This window comes from Mesorhizobium sp. WSM4904, from assembly GCF_029674545.1.
GTDB lineage: Bacteria > Pseudomonadota > Alphaproteobacteria > Rhizobiales > Rhizobiaceae > Mesorhizobium.
Window position 1 is genome coordinate 5,652,510 of sequence record NZ_CP121354.1, and the last position, 14,741, is coordinate 5,667,250.

Annotated in this window: 13 protein-coding genes and 1 pseudogene; 8 read left to right on the top strand and 6 right to left on the bottom strand. The window is 62.1% G+C overall.

Annotation, left to right across the window (positions count from 1 at the left end; translation table 11 throughout):
• Positions 1–12: 12 nt before the first annotated feature.
• From QAZ47_RS27490 to QAZ47_RS27525, 8 genes and pseudogenes are all read left to right on the top strand, one after another.
• Positions 13–1,050: an NAD-dependent epimerase/dehydratase family protein gene (locus QAZ47_RS27490; RefSeq protein WP_278231457.1), complete on the top strand. Its 1,038-nt coding sequence runs from the start codon at positions 13–15 to the stop codon at positions 1,048–1,050.
• Positions 1,047–2,339: a TIGR04295 family B12-binding domain-containing radical SAM protein gene (locus tag QAZ47_RS27495; protein WP_278233888.1), complete on the top strand. Its 1,293-nt coding sequence runs from the start codon at positions 1,047–1,049 to the stop codon at positions 2,337–2,339. The genes QAZ47_RS27490 and QAZ47_RS27495 overlap by 4 nt, the downstream gene beginning before the upstream one ends.
• Before the next feature lie 23 nt (positions 2,340–2,362).
• Entirely contained in the window at positions 2,363–3,424 is a 1,062-nt protein-coding gene (locus tag QAZ47_RS27500) for a glycosyltransferase family 4 protein (RefSeq protein ID WP_347567167.1), read from the top strand.
• A 2-nt stretch (positions 3,425–3,426) separates the two neighbouring features.
• Positions 3,427–4,557, top strand: a complete 1,131-nt coding sequence (locus QAZ47_RS27505; protein ID WP_278231459.1) for a glycosyltransferase — start codon at positions 3,427–3,429, stop codon at positions 4,555–4,557.
• On the top strand, positions 4,554–5,648 hold the full coding sequence (locus tag QAZ47_RS27510; RefSeq protein WP_278233889.1) for a glycosyltransferase: 1,095 nt from the start codon (positions 4,554–4,556) through the stop codon (positions 5,646–5,648). Before QAZ47_RS27505 ends, QAZ47_RS27510 begins: the two co-directional genes overlap by 4 nt.
• Entirely contained in the window at positions 5,645–6,754 is a 1,110-nt protein-coding gene (locus QAZ47_RS27515) for a glycosyltransferase (RefSeq protein WP_278231460.1), read from the top strand. Before QAZ47_RS27510 ends, QAZ47_RS27515 begins: the two co-directional genes overlap by 4 nt.
• Before the next feature lie 23 nt (positions 6,755–6,777).
• Positions 6,778–7,731, top strand: a pseudogene (locus tag QAZ47_RS27520) (UDP-glucuronic acid decarboxylase family protein); the annotation flags it as partial.
• A gap of 438 nt (positions 7,732–8,169) precedes the next feature.
• The gene (locus QAZ47_RS27525; RefSeq protein WP_278203968.1) at positions 8,170–8,328 is read left to right on the top strand and encodes a DUF3309 family protein; all 159 of its coding nucleotides are present in this window, start codon (positions 8,170–8,172) and stop codon (positions 8,326–8,328) included.
• Between the two features lie 89 nt (positions 8,329–8,417).
• Here the strand turns inward: QAZ47_RS27525 and QAZ47_RS27530 are convergent, their stop codons facing one another.
• The 6 genes from QAZ47_RS27530 to QAZ47_RS27555 all read right to left on the bottom strand — a co-directional run bounded on the left by QAZ47_RS27530 (position 8,418) and on the right by QAZ47_RS27555 (position 14,731).
• A complete protein-coding gene (locus QAZ47_RS27530; RefSeq protein ID WP_278231461.1) occupies positions 8,418–9,302 on the bottom strand; it encodes a cytochrome c oxidase assembly protein in 885 nt (294 codons plus the stop codon).
• A gap of 62 nt (positions 9,303–9,364) precedes the next feature.
• Positions 9,365–9,961: a cytochrome c oxidase subunit 3 gene (locus QAZ47_RS27535; RefSeq protein WP_278203972.1), complete on the bottom strand. Its 597-nt coding sequence runs from the start codon at positions 9,959–9,961 to the stop codon at positions 9,365–9,367.
• Positions 9,962–11,875: a cytochrome c oxidase subunit I gene (gene ctaD, locus QAZ47_RS27540; RefSeq protein ID WP_278231462.1), complete on the bottom strand. Its 1,914-nt coding sequence runs from the start codon at positions 11,873–11,875 to the stop codon at positions 9,962–9,964.
• The gene (gene coxB, locus QAZ47_RS27545; protein WP_278231463.1) at positions 11,872–12,954 is read right to left on the bottom strand and encodes a cytochrome c oxidase subunit II; all 1,083 of its coding nucleotides are present in this window, start codon (positions 12,952–12,954) and stop codon (positions 11,872–11,874) included. The genes ctaD and coxB overlap by 4 nt, the downstream gene beginning before the upstream one ends.
• Before the next feature lie 161 nt (positions 12,955–13,115).
• The gene (locus QAZ47_RS27550; RefSeq protein WP_278231464.1) at positions 13,116–14,189 is read right to left on the bottom strand and encodes a c-type cytochrome; all 1,074 of its coding nucleotides are present in this window, start codon (positions 14,187–14,189) and stop codon (positions 13,116–13,118) included.
• Positions 14,190–14,278: 89 nt separating this feature from the next.
• Positions 14,279–14,731, bottom strand: a complete 453-nt coding sequence (locus QAZ47_RS27555) for a c-type cytochrome (protein WP_278203978.1) — start codon at positions 14,729–14,731, stop codon at positions 14,279–14,281.
• Positions 14,732–14,741 lie beyond the last annotated feature (10 nt).

A 14,741-nucleotide genomic window follows, 5' to 3' on the forward strand; every position in this document is an offset into this window, starting at 1 on the left:
GACAACGCCCCCGTGGCCGTTATCGGCGGCAGCGGGTTCATAGGCTCAAATCTGGCCGACAGCCTATTGTCGGATGGCGAATCGGTGCTGGTCATCGACAATTTCAGCCGTCCCGGCGTCAAGCAGAACCTTGAATGGTTGGCGCAGAAACACCGCAGCCTTGTTAGCGTGCAGACCGTCGATATACGCGACCGCAGCAAGTTGGCTTCGGCGCTGGCGCCGGCCAGGGCGATCTTCCATTTGGCCGCTCAGACCGCCGTAACCACGAGCCTGCTCGATCCCACGGAAGACCTCGACATCAATCTGAACGGCACGTTCAACGTGCTCGAAGCTGCTCGCCAGGGGAGCACACCGGTGGTCTTCGCCAGCACCAACAAGGTCTATGGCAGCTTGCCCCAGATCGCTGTGCGGGAAGCGGATAATCACTACGAGCCTGCCGACGCTGCCATCCGCGCCAATGGCGTGGACGAGACGATCGGGCTCGATTTCTGCACGCCATACGGCTGCTCAAAGGGCGCGGCGGATCAGTATGTCCTCGACTATGCGAAGTCCTACAGCCTGCCGACAGCGGTGCTGCGCATGAGCTGCATCTATGGACCTCGCCAATTCGGCACCGAGGACCAAGGCTGGGTCGCGCATTTCCTGCTGAGCGCGCTCAACGGCCGGCGCATCACAATCTATGGCAACGGCAAACAGGTGCGCGACATCCTGCATGTGTCCGATGCGGTTGCCGCCTATCGCGGCGTGCTGGCCAAGATCGACGATCTCAAGGGCCAGGCGTTCAACCTCGGCGGCGGGCCACATAACGCCGTCAGCCTGCGCGCGCTGCTGTCGGAGATCGCGGCCATGACCGGGCGCGACATCGTGCTCCGCCACGATGTCGAACGCACCGGCGACCAGCCCTTTTTCGTTGCCAACACCCGTAAGCTGGAGACTGCCCTCGGCTGGCGGGCGCGTGTTCCATGGCGCGAAGGTATCTGCGAATTGGCCAACTGGCTGCTGCGGCACCGTCTCCCGCCGCGCCCCGAAGCCGCGAGGAACGTCGCATGAAAGTCGCACTGGTAAACCCGCACTGGACGTATGAGCACAGCATCTATTTCGGCTGTCGCCAGCCGCATCTGCCGTTGGAGCTCGGTTACTGCAAAGCCCTGCTCGAAGCACGGCACCACGAGGTGCTGATGCTGGATGGGCAGTTGCAGGATCTCGACAACGCGGCGCTTGCGGAGCGGGTGGCGGCCTTTGGGCCTGACATGACTGTGGTGACGACTGCGCCGACCTACCTCTTTTGGCGCTGCGCGCCGCCGGAACTGCGGGTTCCGGCCGAGTTCCTGAGGAATCTCGACGGGCGCGGCGGCCGCACCGTCGCCGTTGGCCCGCACGGTTCGGCAACGCCCGCCCCTACATTGCGCAAGCTTAACGTCGACATCGTCGTGCGTGGCGAATGCGAGGAGGTAGTGGTGGAGCTTGCCGGACAGAGGGATTGGAGCGGCGTTTCCCACACCAGCCGGATCGAGGGCGGCGTGCCGGCCAGCAACGGAGGGGTGAGTGTCAGCCGCTTTGTCGACCACCCAGCGCTGCATTGGCCGCTCGACTGGATCGCTGCCCACGCTCATCACCATCATCGGTTCGACGCCAACCAGAAAGGTGCCGGCGCGGAAGTCGAGGCGTCCCGCGGCTGCCCTTACAATTGCAGCTTCTGCGCCAAGATCGATTTTCGCGACGCCTATCGCCGCAGGAACCATGATGCCGTCGTCGCCGAGATCGACGGCCTGCTCGCGCAGGGCGTCGGCTACATTTATTTCATCGACGAGATCTTCCTGCCGCAGAAGGCGCTGCTCCAGGCGTTGATCGACCGTGACGTTCAATTCGGTGTTCAGACACGCATCGATCTCTGGAAACCGGAGCTGCTGGAATTGCTGGGCAAGGCCGGCTGCGTCTCGATCGAAGCCGGCCTCGAAAGCCTGACTGTCGAAGGCCGCGAGATGCTGGCCAAACGCTGCCGGCTGGGCACCGAGGAACTGGCCGCGCTGCTGGTCGATGCTCGTCGTCATGTTCCTTTCGTCCAGGCCAATCTGATCGGCGTGGTCGAGGACGACCCGGGATTGGTGGACTACTGGCGCAAACATCTCATCGACAACGGCGTCTGGGCCAATGAACCGGTGCCGCTCTACCCCTATCCGAGTTCACCGAGCTACCGCGAACTATGGGGAGAGCCCGACGATTTCGCGTGGGAGCGTGCGCATGAGCATTATCTCGCGTCGTTCCGGACATTCAGCGACATCCAGGACCAGCGCCCGCGCGCGCTCGCCGAGTTGGAGTCGTCATGCTGCAACCATTGACCCATCATCCAAGGCGTATCCTGATGACCACCGACGCGATCGGTGGGGTCTGGTGCTATTCGCTCGATCTGGCGCGCGAATTGGCTGCAGGTGGCGACAGCATCATGCTGGCCGGCCTGGGGCCTCGGCCTTCCGCGGAGCAGGTTCGGGAAGCACAATCCTTCGCCACGCTCGCGTGGCTTGAAACCCCGCCGGACTGGATGACGCGCGTCGAGAGCGCTCTCGACCGTTTTCCCGACGAACTCCAAGCTCTTGCAACAGCCTTTGCCCCCGACCTCGTTCATTTCAACGCACCGGCGCAGGCGGCCAGAATCCATCTGCCCTGCCCTTTCGTGGTGGTCTCCCATTCCTGTGTCGTGACGTGGCTGCACGCGGTGCGCAGCCAAGTCGTGGGCGCCGATTGGGCCTGGCAGAAGGATCGCAACAGAGCCGGATTCGACGGTGCCCGGGCGGTTGTCGCACCAAGCCAAAGCCATGCCGCCATGCTTGAGGCCTGCTATGGACCAATCGCTCGCCTGAGCGTTGTCCACAACGGCGCCCTGCCGGGCCCAGTGGGATCGAACCGCGAATCGTTCGTCCTCGCTGCCGCTCGCTGGTGGGACGAGGGCAAGAACGCAAAGGTGCTCGATGCCGCCGCAGCAATCACCGAATGGCCGGTCTATACGGCCGGCCCTCTCATGGGAACGAATGGACAGCGGGCTTGCCTCGATCATTGCGTCTCGCTTGGCCCGCTCGGCCATGCCGAGGCGCGTCGGCTGATGGCTCGAGCAGGCATTTTCGTTTCGCCATCCATCTACGAGCCTTTTGGGCTTGCCGCCTTGGAGGCCGCGTTGTCGGGCACGCCATTGGTGCTCGCCGACATTGCGACCTACCGCGAGATCTGGGAAGGCGCGGCCATGTTCTTCGACAAGCGCGATCCCTACGCACTTGCCCAATGTATCTCCCGCCTGGCCCGCGACGCGGACCTGCGACGCCAATTCGGCCGGCGTGCCACTCGGCGCGCGCGCCAATTTTCGCTGCCGGCTCAGGCAGCGGCGATGCGCGAAATCTACGATCAGGCGGCGATGGCCGTCGCGGGACACTGACCATGCGGTTCGTATTCTACACCCATTCCGTCGTTTCCGACTGGAACCATGGCAATGCGCATTTCCAGCGCGGCATCATGCGCGAGCTCATCGCACGCGGGCATCACGCATTCGCGCTCGAGCCGGCGGACGGGTGGAGCCGTTCGAACCTGATGACCGAACAAGGCTCCTTCGCCATCGAACGTTTCCGAAAGGATTTCCCCGAGCTCGTCCCCGTAACCTACGATGCCTCTTTCAATCACGAGGCATGGCTTGCCGACGCGGATGTGGTGATCGTTCACGAGTGGACAGATGCAGACATCGTCGCCCGTATCGGGCGAGCCAAGCTCAACGGTGGCAACTTCACACTGCTGTTCCACGACACGCATCACCGCGCCGTATCGGCCGCGCAGTGGATCTCGGCACTCAGTCTTGAATACTATGACGGCGTCTTGGTGTTCGGCGAGGCATTGCGGGAGAGCTATCTTCGCGCCGGCTGGGGCGGACGGGTTTTCACCTGGCACGAAGCAGCCGACGAACGGTTGTTCAAACCTTCTCCCGATGTCGATCGCGAGTCGGATCTAGTCTGGGTCGGCAACTGGGGCGATGACGAACGCAGCGCGGAAATCCAGGAGTTCCTTGTCGAGCCGGCGCGTGCGCTTAGCCTGTCGGGAACAGTTCACGGCGTGCGATACCCTGCCCAAGCACGGGCAGCACTGGCCGACGCTGGTCTCAACTTCCAGGGTTGGCTCGCCAATGCCGACGTCCCGAAGGTATTCGCGCAGCATCGTGTCACGGTGCACATTCCGCGCCGCCCCTATCGGGAACAACTGGCCGGAATTCCGACGATCCGCATGTTCGAGGCGCTGGCTTGCGGCATTCCTTTGATCTCGGCGCCCTGGCCGGACGTCGAAGGGCTGTTCCGTCCAGGCCAGGATTTCCTCTGTGCCCGCGACGGCGCCGAGATGCGGCAACGCCTGCGCGAAGTGCTGAATGATGCCGGACTGGCGAAGGCATTGGCGGCCGCCGGGCTGGAAACCATTTTCGTGCGGCACACGTGCCGGCACCGCGTCAACGAACTGTTCGACATACTCGCCGCGTGCGGCAATCGCTCCGCGATCGACAGCACGACAGCAAAGGAGGCTGCCGCATGAAAATCGCCTTTTACGGATCCAGCCTGTTATCATCCTACTGGAACGGCGCCGCCACCTATTATCGGGGCCTGCTGAAGGCGCTTTCCCGGCACGGCTACGACATCGTCTTTTATGAGCCGGATGCCTTCGACCGTCAGAAGCACCGCGATATCGAGATCCCCGACTGGTGCGACGTCGTTGTCTACGAAGCCACTCCGCATGCGCTGATGCAGGTTGCCTCCCGCGCCGCGCAGGCCGATATCGTCGTCAAGGCGAGCGGCGTCGGCTTCGAAGACGAGGCCCTGTTGCGCGCCGTGCTAGACCACTCCCGCAGAGACGCACTGACGGTGTTCTGGGACGTCGACGCCCCTGCAACTCTTGGCGAACTTCGGAACGATCCCGATCACTCTCTCCACGAGGCGATGAAAAGAATTGGCCTCGTGCTGACCTATGGTGGCGGCGATCCCGTAGTGCGCGATTATCGTGCGCTTGGCGCGGCAGCATGCGTGCCGATCTACAACGCGCTTGATCCCGAAACACATCACCCTGTCGCCGGGAATCCGCGTTTTGCCTGCGATCTCGCCTTTCTCGGCAATCGCCTGCCGGACCGCGAGGCGCGGGTCGGGTCCTTCTTTCTCGAACCCGCTTGCGCCTTGGCCGATCACCGTTTCCTGCTCGGCGGGTCGGGTTGGGATGACAAGCCGCTGCCTGCGAACGTTTCCTGGCTCGGCCATGTCGGCACGCGAGATCACAACGCGTTCAACGTCACGCCAAAGGCAGTGCTGAACATCAGCCGCGACAGCATGGCCAGCAACGGCTTTTCGCCGGCAACGCGGGTCTTCGAGGCGGCCGGCGCGGGCGCGTGCCTCATCACCGACGCCTGGGCCGGCATAGAGATGTTCCTGACCCCTGGCGAGGAAATCCTGGTCGCGCGGGACGGCGCCGATGTCGCCGCGATCATGCGCACCCTGACACCACAGCAAGCGAAGGCGATTGGCGCGGCGGCACTCGCTCGGGTTCTCGCAGAACACACCTACACGTTGAGAGCTGAGCTGGTTGACGCCATCTTCAGGGCGCATTTCGAGCGTCGAGCCGTGGAGGCTGCGGAATGACGAACCCGCTCGACATCGTTTTCCTAGGCCTTTCGCTATCCTCCTCCTGGGGCAACGGTCATGCAACAACGTTTCGGGGACTGCTGCGCGCGCTCAACAAGCTCGGCCATCGCATCATATTCCTCGAACGCGATGTACCCTGGTATGCGCATCATCGCGATCTGCGCGACCCCGATTTCTGTGACTTGCGCTATTACGACACGGTCGATGAGCTCCGGCGCAACCATCAGCGAGAGCTTCAACTTGCCGATGTTGTGGCCATTGGCTCGTTCGTACCCGAAGGCAGGGCGATCATCGACGATCTGGCGTCGTTGTGCACCGGGCAATTATGCTTCTACGACATCGACACGCCGGTGACGCTGGCAAAAGTCGCCGAAGACAACTGCGACTATCTCGCGCGACGGCAGATCCCCTATTTCGACGTCTATTTCTCGTTCACGGGGGGACCGACGCTCGATCGCCTGAGGCTCGAATTCGGTGCGCGCCGGGCGGAGCCGCTCTACTGCTCGGTCGACCCCGAGCGGCATCATCGGACCGTAAGCAAGATCGTATGGGATCTGGGCTATCTCGGCACTTACAGTGCGGACCGGCAGCCGATGTTGGAAACGCTGCTGTTCGAGCCGGCGCGAAGGCTGCCGGAGCGACGGTTCGTGGTCGCCGGTTCGCAATACCCGCCCGAGATCGCTTGGCCTTCCAATGTCGAGCGGATTGAGCACCTGCCGCCTACCGACCACGCAGCCTTCTATAGCAGGCAGCGTTACACGCTGAACTTGACACGCACTTCAATGATCGCAGCAGGGTGGTCGCCCAGCGTGCGGCTTTTCGAAGCCGCGGCGTGCAGGACGCCGATCATAAGCGACCGCTGGCCCGGCCTTGAGCGCTTCTTTCCACCCTCAGCGATCCAGACGGCTGCGAGTGCGGACGATGTGAAGGAAATCCTTCTGGGACAGTCGGAGCGCGCCAGGCTCAACATGGCCAGGCAGGCTTGTTCGCTGGTCCTGGCCGGACACACCGGAGATGCTCGGGCACGCGAGTTCACGTCCGTGCTCGTGGAGCCAAGACAGACACGTCCGGTGCTCGATCTGGACGTCGAAAGTGCAGCATGACAGGCATACAGGAGAACATAGCGATGCGGCGCTCAAGAAAGGCTCAACAGACACGGACGGTGCTCGTCGCCGGCGGTGCCGGTTTCCTCGGTTCGCACCTATGCGAGGCCCTGTTTGGCGACGGCCATCGCGTGATCTGTGTCGACAACTTCCTCACCGGGCGTATGAAAAACATCACAACCCTTATCGGCCAATCGCGGTTCCGGCTGATCGAGCAGGATATCTGCACTCCACTCCAGCTCGGTGAGCCGGTCGACCATATTTTCAACCTGGCATGCGCCGCGTCGCCGCCCCGCTACCAAGCCGATCCGGTTCACACCACGCGCACCTGCGTGATCGGTACGCTCAACCTGCTCGAGCTTGCCGTGCGCGACGGCGCAAGGTTCCTGCAGGCCTCGACGAGCGAAATCTACGGCGATCCCGAACGGCATCCGCAGCGTGAGGATTATCTCGGCCACGTGAACTGCATCGGTCCGCGCGCCTGTTATGACGAAGGCAAGCGCACCGCGGAGACGCTTTGCTTCGACTATTTGCGGGCCGAGATGGCCGACGTCCGTGTCGCTCGCATCTTCAACACATACGGCCCGAGAATGGACCCTGCCGACGGCCGCATCGTCTCGAACCTAGTCATGCAGGCACTGCAAAGGCGGCCGCTGACCATATTTGGCGATGGCCGACAGACGCGATCTTTCTGTTACGTCACCGACCTTGTCGAAGGGCTGCTGCGGCTCATGGCCATTGAGCCTAATCCGCGCCAACCGCTCAATCTCGGAAACCCGGGGGAATTTACCGTCCTGGAATTGGCCGGTGTGGTCAGGGAATTGACCGGCACCCAATCGCCTATGAAATTCCTACCTTTACCGGAAGACGATCCTCGCCGGCGGCGGCCAGACATAGACCGTGCGAAGGCGCTTCTCGGGTGGTCGCCCAAGGTGCCGCTCAGGCAGGGCCTGCTGCGGACAGTCGTTTACTTTGCCGATCTCGACGACACGGCGACGGTGCCGCCGCTCGCATCGAACGCCACGCCGGACGCGGGCGGATCGGGATCTTTCAGCTCCAAGGACGCTGATCCGGCGAGCGTTCTTTTCGCCCGGACGGAACATCCGACCAAGGTTCTGGTTGGACCTGACAACCAGTTAGGAGAACATAGCCGTGCAGTCGAAGCGACCAGCCAAGGACATCGAGCAGATGGCGGACGCGGAAACCGCCGCCTTCCTGCGACGAGCCTCCATCACGTATCTCGAATGCTGCGTCAGCCTGATGATGACGCATCTCCAACGCGAAGAAGTAGCCAGCATCCTCGAACAGGAGGCTGACATGCTGCGCAGTCTGGACTGAAGCCGTGAGGCCCTAGCCACCGTTCCATTTTCGCGACTACGGCCCGGCGTTGCGCAAACCAAGAAAGGAGAACCGATATGGGTCTCAGTACAATCCTCTTCATTATTCTTATCTTGGTGCTGATCGGCGCGATCCCGGCTTGGCCGTATTCGTCAGGTTGGGGCTACGGGCCTTCAGGCCTCGTCGGCGTCATACTTATCGTCCTGGTAGTCCTGGCCCTCATGGGCCGGATTTGAGGCCGTAGCCCCGGGGCACGCCCGGTCGGAATCCTGACGAAAACGAAGTGCCGTCCTCTCTTCGCCACTTCCAGAAGATTGCCGTTGCATTAATTTTGAACAGAACTCGGAGTGCCGGCGGCCTTCTTCTCAGTATACGGACCGGTTTCGATCCAAAACGCCGCCAGAATCAGCGCAGCAGCCAAATAGAACGCGGCGGCACCCACCCACATGATCAGGCCCCCAAGCTGCTGGTCTTCCAGCGCCGTCAGACTCCATTGCGCGGCTGCCGAGTGCCTTGGAACGAACATTTCATTTTTTGAAAGAGCCAGGATCGCGCCGAGCAGCCCGGAATGCGTGGAGGTGAAGAACAGATAAAACACCGATGCACCGTAGCCTCTCCGGCGCGCTCGGCCATTGAGCAAGGCCCACCAGAAGAGCAGCGCGCTTGCCAGGAAGCTGAAATGCTGCAGCCAGTGCACCGGCTCGCTCGCAATTGCGGCATCGAAGAGAACCGGTATGTGCCATGACCAGATCGCGAGGCCGTGCAGGATCGTCGCGGACGCTGGCTCGGTCAGACCTCGCCACGCCATTCGCACAACCGGCCATCGCGCCCCGCGCGCAAGGCGCCGCCGCATGGCGTGCGGGAAGGCCCACAACATGGCGCCGAGTGGTCGCGACAACACAAGCGGAGGAGCCGCGGCGACCATCAGGACCTCGTGCTCGATCATGTGTGCCGTAAAGAGCCGCTCGCCCAATTCGTGCAGCGGCGACACGAGGGCCGCGGCAAGCGCTGCCCAACCCGTCGCGAAGCAGGCCAGTTGCCACCATGCGACTCCGCGCCCCACTCCCGCCCGCTGCCAAAGCCGCGCCATGCCACCGAGGTAGAGTAGCAACGCTAGGCCAAGCGGGATGGCGGTGATGCCGGAGAGGGACCAACCGCCAGGTACTTGATCCGCGCCATGTGCGAGCGCTACGGCTGGCGCCAGCGGCATGCATGCTGCCGAAGCAAGCGCTCTGAGCAACTGTGCTCTTCTAACGCGGAGGACGACCCGCATCAGAGCCTCGGCAGCCAATAGAGCACCGCGTAGAGCGGCAGCCACGACAGGACGACAAAATACCAGTAGAAAGCATTGTCTTCGGCATCGCTGAAGCGTTTGCCCGTTCCGTGTCGCGTGAACATAAGCACGGTCAGCACGAGCGTGTCGGCGACGTCCGTCAGCACGTGCACGCCGTGCAGACCGAGCAGAAGCCAGACAAACGAACCGTACGCGTTGTCGCTCCAGCGTACCGGCAAGACCGAAAATTCCATGATTCGCAGCCAGACAAGCGCCAGACCGACCGCGCTCATGACCAGCAAAAACAACCGCACCGAGCGCAAGCTCTCCTGCATCGCTGCTCGCTTGATCAGGAAATTCGGCAGTGCGCTGAGAACAAGGACGAGCGTGAAGAGCCCGGACCAGAACAGGTTCAAAGGAACCGCATCCTTCGCCCAATGCGTGTTGGTGACGGCCAGGTAAAGATAGCCGCCGATGCCGAGGGCGAAGCCGGTTCCCTCCAGCAGACAGAACGAGAAGGTTCCCCACCAGGGCGTGACACGCGACCCGAAGGCATAGGTCGGTAAACCGGAGACATCGATGACGCTGCGGGCCATCTAGACGTTCTCCTCGGTGGTTTTCGGCCAGAACCAGGCGACCAGCACGAGGGCGACGACGGGCGACCCCCAGGTAATCGCCCACGGTGTGTAGATCGAACCGATAAAGGCGACGGCGGTGGCGAACGCCGCCAGAAAAGGCCAGATCGATGGCGCCGGCGATTCCTCGCGAATGTCGGGATTGGCTTCGGTGACGCTAGTCACGACCAGCTCGCGCTCATCGACCTTGAGGCCGCTGACCACCGACGTGTCACTGTCCCGGTCCCATAGCGGACAGCCGCTTGCGACAGCGGGGATGCGGTCGAAATTTTGCGGCTGGGGCGGCGAGGTGGTCGCCCATTCCAGTGTGTCGGCGCCCCAGGGATTGTCGCCGGCAAGGGCACCCGAGCGGGCGCTGACGACCATGTTCCAGAGCATCAGCAGGAAGCTTGCGAAGAACAGCAGTGCACCGGCGCTGGCGAGAAGGTTGAGCCCGCCCCAACCCAACTCCGCCGGATAGGTATAGACCCTGCGTGGCATGCCGCGCAGGCCGAGCAGATGCATCGGGAAGAAGGCGACGTTGAAGCCGATGAAGGCAAGGGCGAACTGCCATTTGCCGAGTCGCTCGTCCATCAGCCGGCCTATCACCTTCGGGAACCAATAATAGACGGCCGCGACAAGCGGAAAGACAGTGCCGCCAATCAGCACATAGTGGAAATGGGCGACGACGAAGTAGGTGTCGTGCACCTGGGTATCGATTGGCACCGAGGCCAGCATCACACCCGAGAGCCCGCCGGCGACAAAGATGAAGAAGAAACCGAGCACGAAGATCAGCGGCGTCTTGAGCACCGGCTTGCCGTCCCACAGCGTCGCGATCCAGCAGAATATCTGGACGCCGTTCGGAATGGCGATCGCCATGCTGGAGGCGGTGAAGAATGCGGCGCCTACCTCGGGCAGGCCCGTCACGAACATGTGGTGGACCCACAAGCCAAACGACAGAAAGCCGATTGCAATCAGCGACAGCACCATCGGCAGATAACCGAAGACCGGCCGCCGAGAGAATGTTGCGACGATCGCGGAAACGAAGGCGGTTCCAGGCAGGAAGATGATGTAGACTTCGGGGTGGCCGAAGAACCAGAAAAGATGCTGCCAAAGCAGCGGATCGCCGCCTGTATCGGCATTGAAAAACTGCGTGCTGACCAGCCGGTCCATAATCAGCATCGATGAAGCGAGCATGACCGCCGGCATGGCGAAAATGATGATGAAGGAATGGACAAGCATGGTCCACACGAAGAGCGGAATGCGGTCGAGTGTCATGCCCGGCGCACGCTGCTTCAGCACAGTGACGACGATCTCCACCGACACCGCAAGCGCGGCGACTTCGGTAAAGGTGATCATCTGCGCCCAGTAGTCTGGCCCCTTGCCTGGAGTGAAATCCAGGTTTGCGAGGGGCACATAAGAAAACCAGCCGACGTCCGGGCGGATGCTCAACGCGAAACCGCCCCATAACATCAGCCCGCCAAACAGGTAGACATAGTAGGAGAAAGCGTTGAGACGGGGAAAGGCGATGTTGCGGGTGCCGACCATGAGCGGCACCAGATAGACGGCAAACGCCTCGCCGACCGGCACCCCGAACAGAAACATCATCGTTGTGCCGTGCATGGTGAAAAGCTGGTTGTAGAGCTCGGCGCCGACGAGATGACTGTCTGGCCGCGCAAGCTGCAGCCGCATAACGATCGCCAGGATGCCGCCGGCCAACAGGAAGGCGAAGGCCGTCACGGCATAGCGGATGCCGATAGTCTTATGATCAACCGTCGAGAGAATGCCAACCAGACCACGCGGCGTGCCCCAGGTCTTGTTCAATCTTGCGCGCAGTTCCTCGTCGCCCAGATCGATATCATGGACTTCGTGACGTTCTTCGACCGCCGGACTCATTGCGAATTCTCCGACGCGGTCGCGGATCGAGCCGACCCGGCCGAGGCAACGGCGCGTTGCTTCGCAAGATGAGCGATCGACTTGGCTGGCGCCGCTTGACCAGTGCGCCAGCGTTCGAACTCGTGCGGCTCCATTGCCACCATGAAGATCGCCATATGCGCATGCTGCTGACCGCAGAATTCGGCACATTGGCCGCGATATATGCCTGGCTTATCCGCTTCGATCCTGAGTTCGTTGCTTTTGCCAGGAATGAGATCGAGCTTGCCGGCGAGGCTTGGTATCCAGAAAGAGTGGATGACATCCGCGGTGGCGAGTTTGATGTCGACGGGGGCGCCAACCGGAATACGAATCTCGTTTGCCGTCTCGAAGCCATCCTTTCCTTCGTAGCGGACCTGCCACCACCATTGATGCCCTATGACGGAGATTGTCAGCGCCGCCCCTGCCCCGCTCCTGAAAACCGCCTTTTGTCCGCCGAAACTGAGCACGGTCAGCCCTGCGAGAATGATGGTGCTCAACGCCAGCATCGCAGCGAAGGCGACCTGCATTTGTGGTTTTACTGCTGGACGGGTCTCAGCGGGCCCGCCGCGACCGCCGCGCCTGTGTACCAGCGCGAGGAGCAGCCCCGCCATGGTGAAGAGCCAGACAGCACCGAGTACTGCCGTGAACGTCCAGAACAGAGCGGCCAGATCGTCGGCCTGCTCGCCGTGGGGATCGAGGGCCGACTGCACGCCGGTACAGCCCGAGGCGAGAGCGAAGCTGCAAATGGCACCCAGGCTGCCCAGCGGCATCGCATCGCCTTTGGGTGCTTTCGGACACAAATGAAAAAAGCGGCCCGGAACTCTGCGATGCCCTTCCGTGTTTTTGGCTTCATAGAGTGCCGAGGAAGCCGAGCGGTGAGTCTGAAACGCGATACCAGGATTTTCCGCGAACCCGGGTTTTACGTTGCGACGTTCCTCGCATTCTGCCTTGTCGGTGGCGTTCTTCTGTTTTGCGGCATCTACGCGCCATAAGTTCAGCAGATGCCGGGGGCCATCGCCCACCCCGGAATTCCGCGTCTCATGAGCGTGCCAGAAATCCATTCAGCGTGGTTCACCCGGAGAAGATGCATCAGTCGGCTATCAATCCGAATGAGCCGGCTGGGCGCTGTTTGAACTGGCAGAAGATAATAAAGTTCCTTGAGCTGACCTCTACCTGCCTGCGAAGATCGTCCTTCCATGGCTTAGCAAGGGTCCCGGTGTGGTCATTGAAGACCCCGAGATCGATTGGAGAAATAGGCCGTTACCGCGCGTATATCGTCGTCCGTGAGCCGTTGGGCCGCGGTCGCCATTATACGCCAGAATGGCGTGCCGCCTCGGCTCTCGGACCGGAACAGCTTCAGTTGCCGTTCGAGATATGGGGCATGCTGACCATCAAGGCGCGGATAGACCGGATTTTTGTCAGAGCCGATGTGACAGCCGGAACAGGCAGGTACGTTCCGCTCCGGAATTCCGGCTTTCGCGATTTGCCTCCCCTTGTCGATTAGTTCCGCCGGCGTCTGATCGCGGTCCCCTGAGATCGGTGGCTGCGCCGCAAAATGCCGGGCAAGCGCAGCCATCTCGGCAGAAGCGACGCCCGTCACCGGCAAAGCCATGAAGCCACTCGCGCGATCGCCTCTGGCAAAGGCCTCTAGGCTGCCGAGCAGGTAAGCTTCTTTCTGCCCGGCCAGCGCGGGCACGAGATCGCCCCTGCCCCCGGCGTCGTTTCCGTGGCAACGCGTGCAGTCGGCGAGGGCATCTGGAGTGGCAAGCGGCCGATCCTCGCCGATTGCGTCTCCAGCATCAAAGGCAAGCGCTCGAAATTCATTCGCATCAAGCTTCGGAAGTTCCCGTAGGAAGGCAACCATCGCCCAAACCTCATCGTCCCGGTCGCGGGCCGGCCAGGCGGGCATGCCGGTGAAACGTATTCCATGCTTGACGATCCGAAACAGCTGAGCGTCGGTCCAGTCGCCGACTGTCAGCGCAAGGTCCGGCGGTTGCGGAAGCATCCGCAGCACCGCCGGCGAGCGGAGCTCGCCAGGTGCGCCGTGGCAGATCGCGCAGGCTCGCGCAAAATGCCCAGCTGCCGCCGGGAGCCCCCGCCGGTCGAGAGTCTTCGGGGCATCCACCGCCAATGCATAGGTGCGCACGGCCGAGCGCATGGCGAGTTGAAGGAACCAGGCTGTCACTTTCCAATGGCCGCTGCTGGCACCGACGTTGAAAAAGCCGATCCACGCTCCAAGCAATATGACGACAGGCAGACCGATGGCGCCGAACACGACATGCTTCAGGCGGATCATTGTCGGCTGATCCTTCACCCGGTTAACGGCATCTTGACCGGAGGCAGCATTGGACGGCTTGGACCAGGAACGGGGTCGAGACCCGGACATCACTGCAAGGCCTTCAGATATCGCGCGATCGTCTGGATTTCGGTTTGCGGTAGCATATCGAATGCCGGCATTTTCACGCCTGGCTTCAACAGATCGGGTCGAGCGATGAATCTCGCGATGGCTTCATCGGTATTGGGCAGAACGCCGGCACCGATCGCCCTTCGCGATCCGAGGTGGGACAGGTCCGGGCCAATCGTCCCGTCAGCCTCGGTGCCTCTTATGGTGTGGCATGCGCCGCAACCGTTGCGCAGGAACAGAAATAACCCACCGGCGGGCGAGTCTTGAGATGCAGTGGGACCCTGAAGCTGGGGGGCAGTCAGAGCTATCGGCGCGATCGGAGGCGTGACGATCTGCGCCCGTTGATGGCCGAGTTCCTCGGCTGCGACCCAGCTGCCGCCCTTGGCAAGAAGCCAAAACGCGCAACCGGCCAGAAGGCCGATATTTGCGGACATGACAATCGCC

Excerpts from the sequence above, each read along its gene's own strand:
- QAZ47_RS27535 (WP_278203972.1), bottom strand. The coding sequence starts at position 9,961 with ATGGCCCGCAGCGTCATCGATGTCTCCGGTTTACCGACCTATGCCTTC.
- QAZ47_RS27500 (WP_347567167.1), top strand. The coding sequence starts at position 2,363 with ATGACCACCGACGCGATCGGTGGGGTCTGGTGCTATTCGCTCGATCTG.
- QAZ47_RS27515 (WP_278231460.1), top strand. The coding sequence starts at position 5,645 with ATGACGAACCCGCTCGACATCGTTTTCCTAGGCCTTTCGCTATCCTCC.
- QAZ47_RS27555 (WP_278203978.1), bottom strand. The coding sequence starts at position 14,731 with ATGTCCGCAAATATCGGCCTTCTGGCCGGTTGCGCGTTTTGGCTTCTT.
- QAZ47_RS27495 (WP_278233888.1), top strand. The coding sequence starts at position 1,047 with ATGAAAGTCGCACTGGTAAACCCGCACTGGACGTATGAGCACAGCATC.
- ctaD (WP_278231462.1), bottom strand. The coding sequence starts at position 11,875 with ATGAGTCCGGCGGTCGAAGAACGTCACGAAGTCCATGATATCGATCTG.
- QAZ47_RS27505 (WP_278231459.1), top strand. The coding sequence starts at position 3,427 with ATGCGGTTCGTATTCTACACCCATTCCGTCGTTTCCGACTGGAACCAT.
- QAZ47_RS27525 (WP_278203968.1), top strand. The coding sequence starts at position 8,170 with ATGGGTCTCAGTACAATCCTCTTCATTATTCTTATCTTGGTGCTGATC.
- coxB (WP_278231463.1), bottom strand. The coding sequence starts at position 12,954 with ATGGATTTCTGGCACGCTCATGAGACGCGGAATTCCGGGGTGGGCGAT.
- QAZ47_RS27530 (WP_278231461.1), bottom strand. The coding sequence starts at position 9,302 with ATGCCGCTGGCGCCAGCCGTAGCGCTCGCACATGGCGCGGATCAAGTA.
- QAZ47_RS27550 (WP_278231464.1), bottom strand. The coding sequence starts at position 14,189 with ATGATCCGCCTGAAGCATGTCGTGTTCGGCGCCATCGGTCTGCCTGTC.
- QAZ47_RS27510 (WP_278233889.1), top strand. The coding sequence starts at position 4,554 with ATGAAAATCGCCTTTTACGGATCCAGCCTGTTATCATCCTACTGGAAC.